15 protein-coding genes and 2 tRNA genes are annotated in these 16,932 nt (G+C 40.8%); all 17 read left to right on the top strand.

What is annotated here, in order from left to right:
* Window positions 1–2 precede the first annotated feature (2 nt).
* Entirely contained in the window at window positions 3–1,520 is a 1,518-nt protein-coding gene (locus B7705_RS07385; RefSeq protein WP_084948749.1) for an Abi family protein, read from the top strand.
* A 213-nt stretch (window positions 1,521–1,733) separates the two neighbouring features.
* Window positions 1,734–2,471, top strand: a complete 738-nt coding sequence (locus tag B7705_RS09785; protein WP_162284885.1) for a DUF6261 family protein — start codon at window positions 1,734–1,736, stop codon at window positions 2,469–2,471.
* A gap of 27 nt (window positions 2,472–2,498) precedes the next feature.
* Window positions 2,499–3,317, top strand: a complete 819-nt coding sequence (locus tag B7705_RS07370) for an aminoglycoside 6-adenylyltransferase (protein ID WP_084948747.1) — start codon at window positions 2,499–2,501, stop codon at window positions 3,315–3,317.
* Window positions 3,318–3,541: 224 nt separating this feature from the next.
* A complete protein-coding gene (parC, locus tag B7705_RS07365) occupies window positions 3,542–6,022 on the top strand; it encodes a DNA topoisomerase IV subunit A (RefSeq protein WP_084948746.1) in 2,481 nt (826 codons plus the stop codon).
* 114 nt (window positions 6,023–6,136) lie between these two features.
* Window positions 6,137–7,174 carry a branched-chain amino acid aminotransferase gene (locus B7705_RS07360; RefSeq protein ID WP_345789021.1) on the top strand — a complete coding sequence of 346 codons (1,038 nt, stop codon included), beginning with the start codon at window positions 6,137–6,139 and terminating at the stop codon, window positions 7,172–7,174.
* Between the two features lie 112 nt (window positions 7,175–7,286).
* On the top strand, window positions 7,287–7,517 hold the full coding sequence (locus B7705_RS07355) for a DUF2969 domain-containing protein (RefSeq protein WP_084948743.1): 231 nt from the start codon (window positions 7,287–7,289) through the stop codon (window positions 7,515–7,517).
* A gap of 49 nt (window positions 7,518–7,566) precedes the next feature.
* Window positions 7,567–7,647, top strand: a tRNA-Tyr gene (locus tag B7705_RS07350).
* Between the two features lie 8 nt (window positions 7,648–7,655).
* A tRNA-Gln gene (locus B7705_RS07345) sits at window positions 7,656–7,727 on the top strand.
* A 162-nt stretch (window positions 7,728–7,889) separates the two neighbouring features.
* Window positions 7,890–9,092, top strand: a complete 1,203-nt coding sequence (gene rpsA, locus B7705_RS07340; RefSeq protein ID WP_001001617.1) for a 30S ribosomal protein S1 — start codon at window positions 7,890–7,892, stop codon at window positions 9,090–9,092.
* An 82-nt stretch (window positions 9,093–9,174) separates the two neighbouring features.
* Window positions 9,175–9,672 (top strand): GAF domain-containing protein, encoded by a 498-nt coding sequence (locus B7705_RS07335; protein ID WP_009730266.1) that lies wholly within the window; start codon window positions 9,175–9,177, stop codon window positions 9,670–9,672.
* Window positions 9,672–11,330 carry a DNA polymerase III subunit gamma/tau gene (dnaX, locus tag B7705_RS07330; RefSeq protein ID WP_084948741.1) on the top strand — a complete coding sequence of 553 codons (1,659 nt, stop codon included), beginning with the start codon at window positions 9,672–9,674 and terminating at the stop codon, window positions 11,328–11,330. Before B7705_RS07335 ends, dnaX begins: the two co-directional genes overlap by 1 nt.
* A 27-nt stretch (window positions 11,331–11,357) precedes the next feature.
* Window positions 11,358–11,552: a DUF3272 domain-containing protein gene (locus B7705_RS07325; protein ID WP_084948740.1), complete on the top strand. Its 195-nt coding sequence runs from the start codon at window positions 11,358–11,360 to the stop codon at window positions 11,550–11,552.
* 150 nt (window positions 11,553–11,702) lie between these two features.
* On the top strand, window positions 11,703–12,473 hold the full coding sequence (sufC, locus tag B7705_RS07320) for a Fe-S cluster assembly ATPase SufC (protein ID WP_084948738.1): 771 nt from the start codon (window positions 11,703–11,705) through the stop codon (window positions 12,471–12,473).
* A 27-nt stretch (window positions 12,474–12,500) separates the two neighbouring features.
* The gene (gene sufD / locus B7705_RS07315; RefSeq protein WP_084948736.1) at window positions 12,501–13,763 is read left to right on the top strand and encodes a Fe-S cluster assembly protein SufD; all 1,263 of its coding nucleotides are present in this window, start codon (window positions 12,501–12,503) and stop codon (window positions 13,761–13,763) included.
* Between the two features lie 10 nt (window positions 13,764–13,773).
* A complete protein-coding gene (locus tag B7705_RS07310; RefSeq protein WP_084948735.1) occupies window positions 13,774–15,000 on the top strand; it encodes a cysteine desulfurase in 1,227 nt (408 codons plus the stop codon).
* Window positions 14,987–15,427, top strand: a complete 441-nt coding sequence (gene sufU, locus B7705_RS07305) for a Fe-S cluster assembly sulfur transfer protein SufU (RefSeq protein ID WP_084948733.1) — start codon at window positions 14,987–14,989, stop codon at window positions 15,425–15,427. Before B7705_RS07310 ends, sufU begins: the two co-directional genes overlap by 14 nt.
* A gap of 35 nt (window positions 15,428–15,462) precedes the next feature.
* Window positions 15,463–16,875, top strand: coding sequence for a Fe-S cluster assembly protein SufB (gene sufB / locus B7705_RS07300; protein WP_084849775.1), 1,413 nt, complete (start codon window positions 15,463–15,465; stop codon window positions 16,873–16,875).
* Window positions 16,876–16,932: the final 57 nt, after the last annotated feature.

Here is a 16,932-nt window from a genome sequence, read left to right as displayed (position 1 = left end):
GAATGGGAAAAAATAAAAACAAGAAGAAAAAAGGTGTGGGAAGAATTATCAAGCTATTTAGAAATTACGGATATATTTCTACGGATAGTTTTGGTCAAGAAGGTGAGGAGCTTCCATTTCAGTTTACTCCTGAGATGATAAAAGAAATAGATGGTATTGAGTACATTGAATATAGTAAAGGGGTAGAGTTTAATATAAAAAAGGGAGTGAGTCTTAGAGATAAGATAATTAGAGAAGCTAGTGACTTAAAGTTTGATTCTCGAAATTTAATTCAGGAAAAGCGTGTGGAATCAAAGTCCTATTTGGAACAAGTAAAAGAAAAATTTGATTTGTTTAATATTCAACTACCAACCAAAAATCAAATGGAAAACGAAATCAGAGAGTTTGAAGCTATAGTTGATCAGTCTACTGCTTCCAAGTTAAAAAAACTTTATGATTCTATTTTGGTAGATGATGATGCTATTTTATATGAATATCTGAAAAAAATTGGTTTTCAACCTTATATGTTAGATTATCTTGTTAATGGGTTTTTTATTGAAAAAAACTTAGGCAACTCTAAAATTATTGATGTCAAACATATTATTAAAATTGATGATATTGACAAAGTATTCAGAGAAAAGATATTAAGATGGATATTAGGAATTGAAAATTCATATAAGAGCTTATTAAGCAGGTTATCCACTCAGAGAGAGGGTGGAAATGAGATTGCTGTTAAAGTGGTAAAATATTGGAAAAACTCTACTGACAATGTTAAGATGGGTCAATATAAGAGAGCTCAAAATCGATATAAGTATCTAAGTTACTCAGATAAATTTGATTATATTAATTCCGATATAATACCATTAGATGACTTAATGGATCAAATGGATCTAAGTACTTTAGAATCTTTGCTTGTTAAGTTTGATGATTTTTCAAGAGAAAGTATTTCAACAGGGGGGCGTTTATTAACTCCTTTTGTTAGAGATATTGTTTTACATAAAGCAGTACTTTCAGACTTAAGAATTATAAGAAATGCAGCGGCACATGGAAGGTTTGTGATTCCAACTATAGTAAATCCTGACTATAATCCTAACTGGGATTTGGAGTTTGATAACCCTCTTGAAAGAACTAAAATTAAAGATTGGTTCATATTTAGTTATCTAAAACAGGTACTGATGTCCCAAGGATTTGACGAGCTTATATCAGTTAAGGTTGCACAAACCATTTTTGGTAATCCCTACAGAAAAGCTTGGTTTGAACTTAATTTTATTTATCATCGATTCATTAGTCTTTTTGATGAGAAAATGTATAATGATTTTAAAAACGAATCGAATTATTTCTTAGATTATGCCAGTGATTATGATAGAAATGAACAAGAAAAAAATGTCAATCCTATTTTAAAAGATATTGGAGACTTATCAACGCTTCCTCTGGATTTTCCTCCAGCTTATAGAATAATAGCAAATGAAGCATCACTTGCAGAACAAACAGCAATTCTTCATTTTTATCAAACAGGAATACATCTACAGAAGTATTTTTGATTTTTACTATTTTGAAACAATATCCCACACGAAAAATTACCTTCCCCAGTCCTAAAACAAGAAACCATACTTGAAGAATATCTTGTCTAGCGGGAAATAACTCAAAACACACATGTGTGTTTTGAGTTATTGGAGCAAAATACGAATATTTAGATATGTTCTGAATTATTTTAGAGCAAAAACTTAAAAATACATCATTGAAAGAGGAGTTTTATGAAAAAAGAATATGGAATCACGAGTTTAACTGTACGCAATTTAGAAAACAACGAATTCTTCCAACTTCTATCTGAGAGCAAGGACGAGTTGGGGGCTTTTACAAAAGCCAATAAGTCTGAGCAGGTTTACGCAACGAAACTAGGGGGTATGGAGAAACTTCTTGAGACCTTGCAATCTGGTTTGCACCGTTCCAAGGCCAGTCAAACGGTGGCTAGTCTGGAAGCGTCTGATCGTGAGCGTGATGATGCGCTTTCTACCTTGACTGGTTTGGTCAAGGCCTTCTCTCGTGTGAAAGAGGCGAGTAGTAAGGAAGCTTACGACAAACTCAGCAAACTTTTCAAAAATTATGCTGGGCTAGCGAGCATGAGATACGAAAAAGAGACAGAAGCTATTAACCATTTGCTTAAGGAGCTAAAAGATACTGACTACCAAACTGCCCTTTCAACCCTGCATTTGACAACTCATGTAGAAACCTTGACAAAGGCGCAGGCTCAGTTTGAAAAAGCCTATAAGGAGCGCTTGGCTGAGCAAAAAGGCAAGGCACCTAGTCAAAACAAGGAAGTCCGTGCAAAACTACAAGAAATCTATGACTTCCTTGTGGATTTTACTGCAATCAACGCCTATGCTTATCCAGATAAAAAGCAGTATGCCGATCTCCGTGACCATCTCAACGCTATCCGTAGTCGCTATAAAAAATTAACACCAAAGAAAAGCAAGCAAGAAGCAGATAACTAATATCCGATAAAACGAGAAGGTATTGATATGAGAACAGAGACAGAAATGCTTGATGTGATTTTACAGACTGCCAAAACTTTACAAGTCGAGGCTGTCGCTATTTCTGGTTCACGGACTGATACAAAAGCGCCAAAAGATGAGTTTCAAGACTATGATGTTGTTTATATCGTGGACGATTTAGATAATCTGACGAGTGACCTTGCTTGGTTGGACCAGTTTGGCAACCGTCTGATTGAACAGTATAATGTGCTGGGAAACCGTCGACTTTATCTTATGCTCTTTGAAGATGGCAATCGGATAGATTTGACCCTTTGCCCCAAAGACCACATCCAAGAGTGGGTGGATAGTGAAGCTGATTATACAGTTTTGAAAGATGAGAAAGGCTTGTTTGAATCCTATACTACAAGTCCAGAGCGTTACTGGACGAATCCAGCTAGCCCGATTGATTTTGAAAAAGCCTGCAATGAATTTTGGTGGGTTTCTGCCTATGTAGTGAAGGGCATTTGTCGAAATCAGCTCATCTATGCGACTGACCATCTCTATGGTATTTGCCAACAAGAACTCTTGAAGATCTTGGCTTGGCAGGTCGCAAGTGATAAGGCGACTGTCGATATCGGTAAGAACTATAAGTATCTTTTCCAGTATTTACCTACAGAGAAAGAGAAGGAGTTCTCAAATCTGCTTGATTTTTCAAGTATAGAAAAAAACACTCAATCCCTATTCTCTACAATGAATCTCTTTCACAGAGAAGCTAAAATCCTTGCTCAAAAGATGGGATTTGACTATGATAAGGAAGTGGCTGAGAAGATGATTGAGTATGCTGAAAAGAGACTTTCCAATCGTTAACTTATAAAAACGTATTTTAAACTACAGAAAGGATAGTTTGGTTCTAGTAACTGAACACAGGACTAATCCTTTCTACATCCTTTTATCATTACACATACTCTAGATTCTTTGAAAGGAGTTGAACACGCTCTAAATGCTGTGTGAAAAAGATAAATTCTCTTGCGAACATCGCTCGCTTTAAGAATTTCCTATTTTTACTTTGCATTTTACGGGCTTAGTATCCTATGTCTAACATTCAAAACATGTCCCTTGAGGACATCATGGGAGAGCGCTTTGGTCGCTACTCCAAGTACATTATTCAAGACCGGGCTTTGCCAGATATTCGTGATGGATTGAAGCCGGTTCAGCGTCGCATTCTTTATTCGATGAATAAGGATGGCAATACTTTTGACAAGAGTTACCGTAAGTCTGCCAAGTCTGTCGGGAACATCATGGGGAATTTCCACCCACACGGTGATAGTTCTATCTATGATGCCATGGTTCGTATGTCACAGGATTGGAAAAATCGTGAGATTCTAGTTGAAATGCACGGTAATAACGGTTCTATGGACGGGGACCCACCTGCCGCAATGCGTTATACCGAGGCGCGTTTGTCTGAGATTGCTGGTTACCTTCTTCAGGATATCGAGAAAAAGACAGTTCCTTTTGCATGGAACTTTGACGATACCGAGAAAGAGCCAACTGTTCTCCCAGCAGCCTTTCCAAACCTTTTGGTCAATGGTTCGACTGGGATTTCGGCTGGTTATGCCACAGATATTCCACCGCATAATTTGGCTGAAGTTATCGATGCTACAGTCTATATGATTGACCACCCAACTGCCAAGATTGAGAAGCTCATGGAATTTTTGCCTGGACCAGATTTCCCTACAGGAGCCATCATCCAAGGCCGTGATGAAATCAAGAAGGCCTATGAAACTGGGAAGGGGCGCGTGGTCGTTCGCTCTAAGACGGAAATTGAAAAGCTAAAAGGTGGTAAGGAACAAATCGTTATTACTGAGATCCCTTATGAAATCAATAAGGCTAATCTAGTCAAGAAAATCGATGATGTTCGTGTCAATAATAAGGTGACAGGTATTGCTGAGGTTCGTGATGAGTCTGACCGTGACGGTCTTCGTATCGCTATTGAGCTCAAGAAAGACGCTAATACGGAGCTTGTCCTCAACTATCTCTTCAAATACACCGACCTACAAATCAACTACAACTTTAACATGGTGGCGATTGACAATTTCACGCCTCGTCAGGTCGGAATTGTCCCAATTTTGTCTAGCTACATCGCCCACCGTCGTGAAGTGATTTTGGCACGTTCCCGTTTTGACAAGGAAAAGGCTGAAAAACGCCTCCATATCGTTGAAGGTTTGATTCGCGTCATCTCTATCTTGGACGAAGTCATTGCCCTTATCCGTGCTTCTGAGAACAAAGCTGACGCCAAGGAAAACCTCAAGGTCAGCTATGATTTTACAGAAGAGCAGGCTGAGGCCATCGTTACCTTGCAACTTTACCGTTTGACCAATACAGACGTGGTTGTCTTGCAGGAAGAAGAAGCAGAACTTCGTGAAAAGATTGCCATGCTTGCGGCTATCATCGGTGATGAACGAACTATGTACAATCTCATGAAGAAAGAGCTTCGTGAGGTCAAGAAGAAATTTGCGACACCACGTTTGAGTGCTTTGGAAGATACTGCGAAAGCAATCGAGATTGATACAGCTAGTTTGATTGCCGAGGAAGATACCTATGTCAGCGTGACTAAGGCAGGTTATATCAAACGTACTAGTCCACGTTCCTTTGCGGCATCCACTCTGGAAGAAATTGGCAAACGTGATGATGATCGTTTGATCTTTGTGCAAACTGCCAAGACAACGCAGCACCTCTTGATGTTCACTACTCTTGGAAATATCATTTATCGACCAATCCATGAATTGGCAGATATTCGTTGGAAGGATATCGGAGAGCATCTGAGCCAGACCATTACAAACTTTGAAACTAACGAAGAAATCCTCTATGCAGAAGTAGTGGATCAGTTTGATGATGCGACAACTTATTTTGCAGCGACTCGTCTTGGTCAAATCAAGCGTGTAGAACGCAAAGAATTCTCTCCATGGCGGACCTACAAGTCTAAGTCTGTTAAGTACGCTAAACTCAAAGACAAGACAGACCAGATTGTAGCAGTGGCACCGATTAAACTAGATGATGTTCTCTTGATTAGTCAAAACGGTTATGCCCTTCGTTTCAATATCGAAGAGGTTCCGGTTGTAGGTGCCAAGGCAGCAGGTGTCAAGGCTATGAACCTGAAAGCAGATGATAGGCTTCAGGCAGCCTTTATCTGTAACACCTCATCCTTCTACCTCTTGACCCAACGTGGAAGCTTGAAACGTGTTTCTATTGACGAAATTCCAGCAACCAGCCGTGCCAAACGAGGACTACAAGTCTTGCGTGAGTTGAAAAACAAACCGCACCGTGTCTTCTTAGCAGGAGCAGTTGCAGAGCATGGTTTCGTTGGTGATCTTTTTAGTACAGAAGTAGAAGAAAACGACCAAACGTTACTTGTCCAATCGAACAAGGGAACAATCTATGAGAGTCGATTGCAAGAGCTCAATTTGTCAGAACGTACTAGCAATGGAAGCTTTATTTCAGACACGATTTCAGATGAAGAAGTTTTCGATGCTTACCTCAAAGAAGCCTTTAAAGAGGATAAAGCGAGTTCATAAAAAAATCAGTCCAAGGGGCTGATTTCTTTATGTTGAAAAAATTTTCAGAAAATTACAAATAATGCTTGAAATTTTACTAGAAAAGTGTAGAATAGAACACATAGTTTGAATAGTATAAAGGAGAAACACATGACAGTTGCAATTGATTGGGAAAATCTTGGCTTTGCATATATGAAATTACCTTACCGTTATATCGCTCACTACAAAAATGGTCAATGGGATCAAGGAGAATTAACAGAGGATGCAACCTTGCATATTTCAGAGTCTTCTCCAAGTCTCCACTATGGACAGCAAGCATTTGAGGGATTGAAAGCCTATCGTACCAAAGATGGCAGTGTTCAACTGTTCCGTCCTGACGAAAATGCCAAGCGTCTGCAACGTACCTGCAACCGTCTTTTGATGCCACAAGTTCCAACAGAAATGTTTGTAGAAGCTTGTAAAGCAGTTGTGCGTGCAAATGAAGAATACGTACCACCATATGGAACAGGTGGAACCCTTTATCTTCGTCCGCTGTTGATTGGTGTTGGGGATATTATTGGGGTTAAACCAGCAGAAGAGTATATTTTCACCATCTTTGCTATGCCAGTTGGTAACTATTTTAAAGGTGGTTTAGTCCCAACGAATTTCTTGATTCAGGATGAATACGACCGGGCAGCTCCAAATGGTACAGGTGCGGCCAAGGTAGGTGGGAACTATGCTGCTAGTCTCCTTCCAGGTAAAATGGCCAAGTCACGCCAATTTTCAGATGTTATCTACCTAGACCCATCTACACATACAAAGATTGAAGAAGTCGGATCAGCCAACTTCTTTGGAATTACAGCTGACAATGAATTTGTTACGCCATTGAGTCCATCTATCTTGCCATCTATTACCAAGTACTCTTTGCTTTACTTGGCAGAACACCGCTTGGGCTTGATACCGGTTGAAGGTGATGTTCCGATTGACAATTTGGATCGTTTTGTAGAGGCAGGTGCTTGTGGTACAGCAGCAGTTATCTCTCCAATTGGTGGCATCCAACATGGCGATGATTTCCATGTTTTCTATAGTGAAACAGAAGTAGGTCCTGTTACACGTAAACTCTATGATGAATTGACTGGTATCCAATTTGGTGATGTAGAAGCGCCTGAAGGATGGATTGTCAAAGTGGACTAAAAGACATGAAATAAAGAAGAGCTCCATAGCAGTTGTAAGGACTGAAATGGAGTTTTTTCTTGCTAGTTTGAGCATTTTCTTGTACAATAGAAAAAGTGAAAAGAGGTACAGTATGAGTAAAAAAGATAAGAAAATTGAAATCCAATTAACTGATGCACAAGTGACTGTTGGAAAAGACAGCTATGAAGGATACGTTTTGACGATCGGGAAAAAGGTTATTGGGGAAATTGCCGAATTAGATAGCCAATTTGCCATCATAAAGAATGGAAATGTCGATAGTTTTTATAAAAAACTTGAAAAAGCTGTGGAAATTTTGATTGAAAACTATAATTTGACAAAATAATACTTGTTTTATTGAAAATTTCATGATATAATAGTTCTCGTTAAACATTGGAGAGATAGCGAAGAGGCTAAACGCGGCGGACTGTAAATCCGCTCCTTCGGGTTCGGGGGTTCGAATCCCTCTCTCTCCATTCATCAATGGGGTATAGCCAAGCGGTAAGGCAAGGGACTTTGACTCCCTCATGCGTTGGTTCGAATCCAGCTACCCCAGTTCTTAGGTAATAAATTCAAGATAAAAAGAAAAATATCTTAGGGTATTTTATTTTTATAATTGAAAGGCGTGAACGATATGAACATGTCTTTGCGGGTGCTTAGGAAAAAAATTATAAGTATGTCAAGTTTGGAAAAACTTGATTGTTGGAGGATTTTTTAGATGAACGAATTTGAAGATTTGCTAAATAGCGTTAGCCAAGTTGAGCCTGGTGATGTTGTTAGTGCTGAAGTATTGACAGTTGATGCGACTCAAGCTAACGTTGCAATCTCTGGGACTGGTGTTGAAGGTGTCTTGACTCTTCGCGAATTGACAAACGATCGCGATGCAGATATCAATGACTTTGTGAAAGTAGGAGAAGTATTGGATGTTCTTGTACTTCGTCAAGTAGTTGGTAAAGATACTGATACAGTTACATACCTTGTATCTAAAAAACGCCTTGAAGCTCGCAAAGCATGGGACAAACTTGTAGGACGCGAAGAAGAAGTTGTTACTGTTAAAGGAACTCGTGCCGTTAAAGGTGGACTTTCAGTAGAATTTGAAGGTGTTCGTGGATTCATCCCAGCTTCAATGTTGGATACTCGTTTCGTACGTAACACTGAGCGTTTCGTAGGTCAAGAATTTGATGCTAAAATCAAAGAAGTTGATCCTAAAGAAAACCGCTTCATCCTTTCACGTCGTGAAGTTGTTGAAGCAGCTACTGCAGCAGCTCGTGCTGAAGTATTCGGTAAATTGGCTGTTGGTGATGTCGTAACTGGTAAAGTTGCTCGTATCACAAGCTTCGGTGCTTTCATCGACCTTGGTGGTGTTGACGGATTGGTTCACTTGACTGAATTGTCACATGAACGTAACGTATCACCTAAATCAGTTGTAACTGTTGGTGAAGAAATCGAAGTGAAGATCCTTGATCTTAACGAAGAAGAAGGACGCGTATCACTTTCACTTAAAGCAACAACACCTGGACCATGGGATGGCGTTGAGCAAAAATTGGCTAAAGGTGATGTAGTAGAAGGAACAGTTAAACGTTTGACTGACTTTGGTGCATTTGTTGAGGTATTGCCAGGTATCGATGGACTTGTTCACGTATCACAAATTTCACACAAACGTATCGAAAATCCAAAAGAAGCTCTTACTGTTGGTCAAGAAGTTACTGTTAAAGTACTTGATGTTAACGCTGACGCAGAACGTGTATCACTTTCTATCAAAGCTCTTGAAGAACGTCCAGCTCAAGAAGAAGGACAAAAAGAAGAAAAACGCGCTGCTCGTCCACGTCGTCCAAAACGTCAAGAAAAACGTGATTTCGAACTTCCAGAAACACAAACAGGATTCTCAATGGCTGACTTGTTCGGTGATATCGAACTTTAATCAAATTGATAATCATAAAATCCTTTGTTTAAAACAAGGGATTTTTCTTTTGTCTCTTTCTCATTTTTGATATAATAGTTCTATGTTAGATTCAGAAAAACAATCACAATATCAATTGTTAAATGAGGAACTCTCTTATTTACTAGAAGGTGAGAGTAATGTTCTTGCCAATCTTTCGAATGCTAGTGCCCTCCTAAAATCTCGCTTTCCCAATACTGTATTTGCAGGTTTTTATCTGTTTGATGGAAGTGAGTTGGTTTTAGGTCCTTTTCAGGGTGGAGTTTCTTGCATTCGCATTCCACTTGGAAAAGGCGTGTGTGGAGAAGCCGCTGAGTTTCAGGAGACTGTTTTAGTTGGCGATGTGAGCACCTATCCAAACTACATTTCTTGTGATAGTATGGCAAAGAGTGAAATCGTAGTTCCTATGCTTAAGAATGGGAGATTAGTTGGAGTCTTAGACTTGGATTCTTCTCTGATTGATGATTACAATGCTATTGATCGTGATTACTTGGAACAATTTGTCGCTATTTTGCTTGAGAAGACAGAATGGGACTTTACAATGTTTGAGGAGAAAGCCTAATGTATCAAGCACTTTATCGAAAATATAGAAGCCAGACTTTTTCACAACTGGTAGGACAAGAGGTTGTGGCAAAAACTCTAAGACAAGCGGTTGAGCAGGAAAAGATTAGTCACGCTTATCTTTTCTCAGGTCCTCGTGGAACTGGGAAAACCAGTGTGGCTAAGATTTTTGCCAAGGCTATGAACTGTCCGAACCAAGTGGACGGAGAACCATGTAATAACTGCTATATCTGTCAGGCTGTGACAGAAGGTAACTTAGAAGATGTTATCGAAATGGATGCGGCTTCGAATAACGGAGTTGATGAAATCCGAGAAATTCGTGATAAATCCACCTATGCTCCTAGTTTGGCACGTTATAAGGTCTACATTATCGACGAGGTTCATATGCTGTCTACGGGAGCCTTTAATGCGCTTTTGAAGACGCTTGAAGAGCCGACTCAGAATGTCGTCTTTATTTTGGCAACTACTGAATTGCACAAGATTCCAGCAACCATTTTATCTCGTGTTCAACGTTTTGAGTTTAAATCGATTCGAACGCAAGATATTAAGGACCATATCCAAACTATTTTGTCAAAAGAGAATATCAGTTCTGAACCAGAGGCTGTGGAAATAATTGCTAGACGGGCTGAAGGTGGAATGCGGGATGCCTTGTCTATTCTGGATCAAGCCTTGAGTTTGACGCAAGGGAATGCTTTAACGACAGCTATTTCTGAGGAGATTACAGGCACTATTAGTCTTTCAGCTCTAGATGACTATGTGGCCGCCTTGGCCCAACAGGATGTCCCAAAAGCACTCGATTCTTTGAATCTTTTGTTTGAAAATGGCAAAAGCATGACTCGGTTTGTGACGGATCTCTTGCAGTATTTGCGTGATCTACTGGTTGTTCAGACAGGTGGCGAAAATACTCATCATAGTCCAGTTTTTATGGACAATCTAGCTCTTTCCCAGGAAAGCCTTTTTGAAATGATTCGTCTAGCGACAGTCAGTTTAGCAGATATGAAGGCCAGTTTGCAACCCAAGATTTACGCTGAGATGATGACCATTCGTTTAGCGGAAATCAAGCCTGAATCTGCGGTTTCGGGAGCTGTTGAAAGTGAAATTTCTGCACTAAGACAGGAAGTCGCCCGTCTCAAACAAGAACTTGCCAATGTGGGCACGGCTCCTAAACAAGTTGCGCCAGTTCCTAGTCGTCCAGCCACTTCCAAGACAGTCTATCGAGTGGATCGCAACAAGGTTCAGTCTATCCTGCAAGAAGCTGTCGAAAATCCTGATTTGGCACGGCAAAACTTGATTCGCCTCCAGAATGCATGGGGAGAAGTGATTGAAAGTTTAGCTGGACCTGATAAGGCCCTTCTCGTAGGTTCTCAACCAGTTGCGGCCAATGAACACCATGCTATTTTAGCCTTTGAGTCTAATTTCAATGCTGGTCAAACCATGAAACGAGATAATCTTAACACCATGTTTGGCAACATCCTCAGTCAGGCTGCTGGATTTTCACCTGAGATACTGGCTATTTCCCTAGAGGAATGGAAAGAGGTTCGAGCAGCATTTTCAGCTAAAAACAAGTCTCCTAAAGCTGACCAAGAGGTGGAAGAAGAGAGCCTGATTCCAGAAGGATTTGAATTTCTGGCTGATAAAGTTATGGTCGAAGAAGACTAAAAATGGATTTCATGATACAATAATCTTATGAATAGACAACAATTTATCATAATAGCCTTATTCACGGCTGCTGAAACTTATTTTTTTAATGAAGCCTGGATGACTGGTCGCTACATTATGGCAACGTTTTGGGCCATTCTACTCTTTCGAAATTTTAGGTTAAGTTATGTGATGGGAAAAATCGTAGATGCTATTGATCAGCACCTAAACCGCAAGGATTAGGCCCCAGCTTCTAGACAAAATCAAAGCCTTTTAGGCTTTTTTTTGTTATACTAGTAGAGTATATTTATTGACCTTTTGTCCTATTTTTTAGGGATTGTAAGCAATTTCCTAAGATATTGAGCAAAATGTTTGAAAAAGAAAGGAACTATCATGTCAGTATTAGAGATCAAAGATCTTCACGTTGAGATTGAAGGAAAAGAAATTTTAAAAGGAGTCAATCTGACTCTGAAAACAGGAGAAATCGCAGCTATCATGGGACCAAATGGTACTGGGAAGTCGACTCTTTCTGCTGCTATCATGGGGAACCCCAATTATGAAGTCACAAAAGGTGAGGTCTTGTTTGATGGCGTAAACATCCTTGAGTTGGAAGTGGACGAGCGTGCGCGTATGGGACTTTTCCTTGCTATGCAATACCCGTCTGAAATTCCAGGGATTACCAATGCTGAGTTTCTTCGTGCAGCCATGAATGCTGGAAAAGAAGATGATGAAAAGATTTCAGTTCGTGAGTTCATCACTAAACTAGACGAGAAAATGGAATTGCTAAATATGAAAGAAGAAATGGCAGAGCGTTACCTCAACGAAGGCTTCTCTGGTGGTGAGAAAAAACGTAATGAAATTCTTCAACTCCTGATGTTGGAACCAACTTTTGCCCTTTTGGATGAGATTGACTCAGGTCTTGATATTGATGCCCTTAAAGTCGTATCGAAAGGTGTGAATGCTATGCGTGGTGAAGGTTTTGGTGCTATGATTATCACTCACTACCAACGTCTCTTGAACTACATCACACCTGATGTGGTACATGTGATGATGGAAGGTCGTGTGGTCCTTTCTGGAGGTCCAGAATTGGCAGCCCGTTTGGAACGTGAAGGATACGCAAAACTAGCTGAAGAACTTGGCTACGACTACAAGGAAGACTTGTAATTCCCTCGTATCTTTTAGGAGAAGTAAATGACTAAAGAAACTATTAAACTTTTTTCAGAAATGCACGCTGAACCAAGCTGGTTGTCAGACCTCCGTCAAAAAGCTTTTGATAAGATTGAGAGTTTGGAGTTACCAGTTATCGAGCGTGTCAAATTTCACCGTTGGAATCTGGGGGATGGAACCATCACAGAAAGTGAGCCTTCAGCAAATGTTCCTGACTTCACGGCTCTAGATAATCACTTGAAGTTGGTGCAAGTAGGAACGCAGACTGTTTTTGAACAAACTCCAGTTGAATTGGCTGAACAAGGAGTAATCTTTACAGACTTCCACTCAGCTTTAGAAGAAATTCCAGAGCTTATCGAGGAATTCTTCATGTCATCTGTTAAGTATGACGATGACAAGTTGGCAGCCTACCATACAGCTTACTTTAACAGTGGTGCTGTTCTCTATATTCCAGATAATGTTGAGATTACAGAACCAATTGAAGGTATTTTCTACCAAGACAGCGATAGCGATGTGCCATTTAACAAGCATATCCTCATCATCGCTGGTAAAAACAGCAAGATTAGTTATCTTGAACGTTTAGAGTCACGTGGTGAAGGTAGTGCCAAAGCAACTGCCAATATTACTGTAGAAGTGATTGCTCGTTCTGGTGCGCAAGTGAAATTTGCTGCTATTGACCGTTTAGGTGAAAATGTCACTGCCTACATTAGCCGTCGTGGTAAACTTGGCAACGATGCAAGCATTGACTGGGCAATCGGTGTCATGAACGAAGGAAATGTCGTTGCGGACTTTGATAGCGACTTGATTGGAAATGGTAGCCATGCAGATCTCAAGGTTGTAGCTCTTTCAAGTGGTCGTCAGGTACAAGGGATTGATACACGAGTGACTAACTATGGTTGCAACTCTATCGGAAATATCCTCCAGCATGGGGTTATCCTTGAAAAAGCAACCTTGACCTTCAACGGTATCGGTCACATCATCAAGGGTGCTAAGGGAGCAGATGCGCAACAAGAGAGTCGTGTTCTCATGCTTTCAGACCAAGCACGTTCAGATGCCAACCCAATCCTTTTGATTGATGAAAATGACGTAACTGCAGGTCACGCGGCTTCTATCGGGCAGGTGGATCCAGAAGATATGTACTACCTCATGAGCCGTGGCTTGGATAAGGCGACTGCGGAGCGTTTGGTTGTTCGTGGTTTCCTTGGATCTGTTATCGTTGAGATTCCAGTCCAAGAAGTTCGTGATGAAATGATTGCAACGATCGAAGAAAAATTGTCAAAACGCTAAGGGGAAGCCTATGTTAGATGTAGAAGCGATTCGCAAGGATTTTCCAATTTTAGACCAGATTGTCAACGATGAACCTCTGGTCTATCTGGACAATGCTGCGACGACACAAAAACCACTAGCAGTTCTGGAAACGATCAACCGCTACTATAAGCAGGACAATGCCAATGTTCACCGCGGTGTTCATACCTTGGCTGAGCGAGCAACAGCTTCTTATGAAGCTGCTCGTGAAACCATTCGTAAGTTTATCAATGCAGGCTCTACAAAGGAAGTTCTCTTTACCAGAGGAACGACAACCAGTCTTAACTGGGTGGCACGCTTCGCTGAGGAAATCCTGACTGAGGGAGACCAGGTCTTGATTTCTGTCATGGAACACCATTCCAATATCATTCCATGGCAGGAAGCCTGCCGTAAGACTGGAGCTGAGCTTGTCTATGTCTATCTCAAGGATGGAGCTCTGGATATGGATGACTTGCGAGCTAAATTGACTGATAGAGTCAAATTTGTCTCCCTAGCTCAGGCCTCCAATGTTCTTGGAGTGGTCAATCCAATCAAAGAAATCACTCAAATGGCCCACCAAGTTGGAGCCATCATGGTGGTGGATGGTGCTCAATCTACACCCAATATGAAGATTGATGTCCAGGACTTGGATGTAGACTTCTTTGCCTTTTCAGGTCACAAGATGGCTGGTCCGACTGGTATCGGTGTCCTTTACGGCAAAGAGAAGTACCTGGAACAAATGTCACCTCTTGAATTTGGCGGCGAGATGATTGATTTCGTCTATGAGCAATCTGCTAGTTGGAAGGAATTGCCTTGGAAATTTGAGGCTGGGACACCCAATATGGCAGGTGCTATTGGACTTGCAACAGCAGTGGATTACCTAGAAAATATTGGCATGGATGCAATCGAAGCCCATGAACAAGAATTGATTGCATACGTCTATCCAAAATTGCAGGCAATTGAGGGATTGACTATTTATGGTTCTCAGGACTTGGCTCAACGTTCAGGTGTTATTGCCTTTAACTTAGGAGATCTTCATCCTCACGATCTTGCGACGGCTCTGGATTATGAAGGAGTAGCAGTTCGTGCAGGTCACCATTGTGCGCAACCCTTGCTTCAGTATTTGGAAGTCCCTGCAACAGCTCGTGCAAGTTTTTATATCTACAATACCAAGGCAGATTGCGACAAGTTGATCGATGCCCTACAAAAGACAAAGGAGTTTTTCAATGGCACTTTCTAAACTAGATAGCCTTTATATGGCAGTGGTAGCGGACCATTCGAAAAATCCACATCACCAAGGGAAGCTGGAAGATGCCGAGCAAATCAGCCTCAATAATCCAACCTGTGGGGATGTCATCAACCTCTCTGTCAAGTTTGATGCAGATGGCCGTTTGGAAGATATTGCTTTTCTAAATTCAGGATGCACGATTTCAACTGCCTCTGCTAGTATGATGACAGATGCAGTTTTGGGCAAGACCAAACAAGAAGTTCTAGAACTTGCAACCATCTTTTCTGAAATGGTTCAAGGGCAAAAGGATGACCGCCAAGACCAACTCGGGGATGCAGCCTTCTTGTCAGGTGTTTCCAAATTCCCACAACGGATTAAGTGTGCAACTCTAGCTTGGAATGCACTTAAGAAGACAATTGAAAATCAAGAAGATAAATAAGAAACATAGAAATATATAATGAAAGAAAGGATATTATGGCTGAAGAAAGAGTAGAACCAAAACCAATTGACCTTGGTGAATATAAATTTGGTTTCCATGATGATGTAGAGCCTGTCCTGTCGACAGGGAAAGGATTGAATGAAGAAGTCATTCGCGAATTATCAGCTGCTAAGGGAGAACCTGAGTGGATGTTAGAATTTCGTTTGAAGTCTTATGAAACCTTCAAAAAAATGCCCATGCAAACATGGGGAGCAGATTTGTCAGAGATTGACTTTGATGACTTGATCTACTATCAAAAACCTTCTGATAAACCGGCCCGTTCATGGGATGAAGTTCCTGAAAAAATCAAAGAAACCTTTGAACGTATCGGGATTCCAGAAGCTGAACGTGCTTATTTAGCGGGTGCCTCTGCCCAGTACGAGTCAGAAGTGGTATACCACAACATGAAGGAGGAGTTTGAGAAGTTAGGAATTATCTTTACAGATACGGATTCTGCCCTCAAGGAATACCCAGACTTGTTTAAACAATACTTCGCTAAGTTGGTACCGCCGACAGACAACAAGTTGGCAGCCCTCAACTCGGCAGTATGGTCGGGTGGAACCTTTATCTATGTGCCAAAAGGTGTCAAGGTAGATATTCCGCTTCAAACTTACTTCCGTATCAACAACGAAAATACAGGTCAGTTCGAACGTACCTTGATTATTGTTGATGAAGGAGCAAGCGTCCATTACGTAGAAGGATGTACAGCACCAACTTATTCAAGTAACAGTTTGCACGCAGCCATTGTAGAAATCTTCGCATTGGACGGAGCTTATATGCGTTATACAACCATCCAAAACTGGTCTGATAATGTCTATAACTTGGTAACAAAACGTGCCAAAGCTTTGAAAGATGCGACTGTTGAGTGGATTGATGGTAACTTGGGTGCTAAAACAACCATGAAATACCCATCTGTTTACCTGGATGGAGAAGGGGCGCGTGGTACTATGCTTTCGATCGCCTTTGCCAATGCAGGGCAACACCAAGATACGGGTGCCAAGATGATCCACAACGCTCCACATACAAGCTCGTCTATCGTTTCTAAATCCATCGCTAAAGGTGGAGGAAAGGTTGACTACCGTGGACAAGTAACCTTTAATAAAAACTCTAAGAAATCTGTCTCTCACATTGAGTGTGATACCATTATCATGGATGACTTGTCAGCGTCAGATACCATTCCATTTAATGAAATTCATAATTCGCAAGTTGCTTTGGAACACGAAGCCAAGGTCTCTAAGATTTCAGAAGAACAACTCTATTACCTCATGAGTCGTGGTTTGTCAGAATCTGAGGCAACCGAGATGATTGTCATGGGATTTGTCGAACCCTTCACTAAAGAGCTTCCAATGGAATACGCAGTTGAGCTGAACCGCTTGATTAGCTATGAAATGGAAGGGTCTGTTGGGTAAGAATATGCAAAATCTGAACAGGAATCCTTCCTGTTCAGATTTTTTTCAAAAAAGAAC

Source organism: Streptococcus oralis subsp. dentisani (assembly GCF_002096685.1).
GTDB classification, from domain to species: Bacteria; Bacillota; Bacilli; order Lactobacillales; family Streptococcaceae; genus Streptococcus; species Streptococcus oralis_AD.
This window is presented reverse-complemented; position numbering and strand designations above follow the sequence as displayed.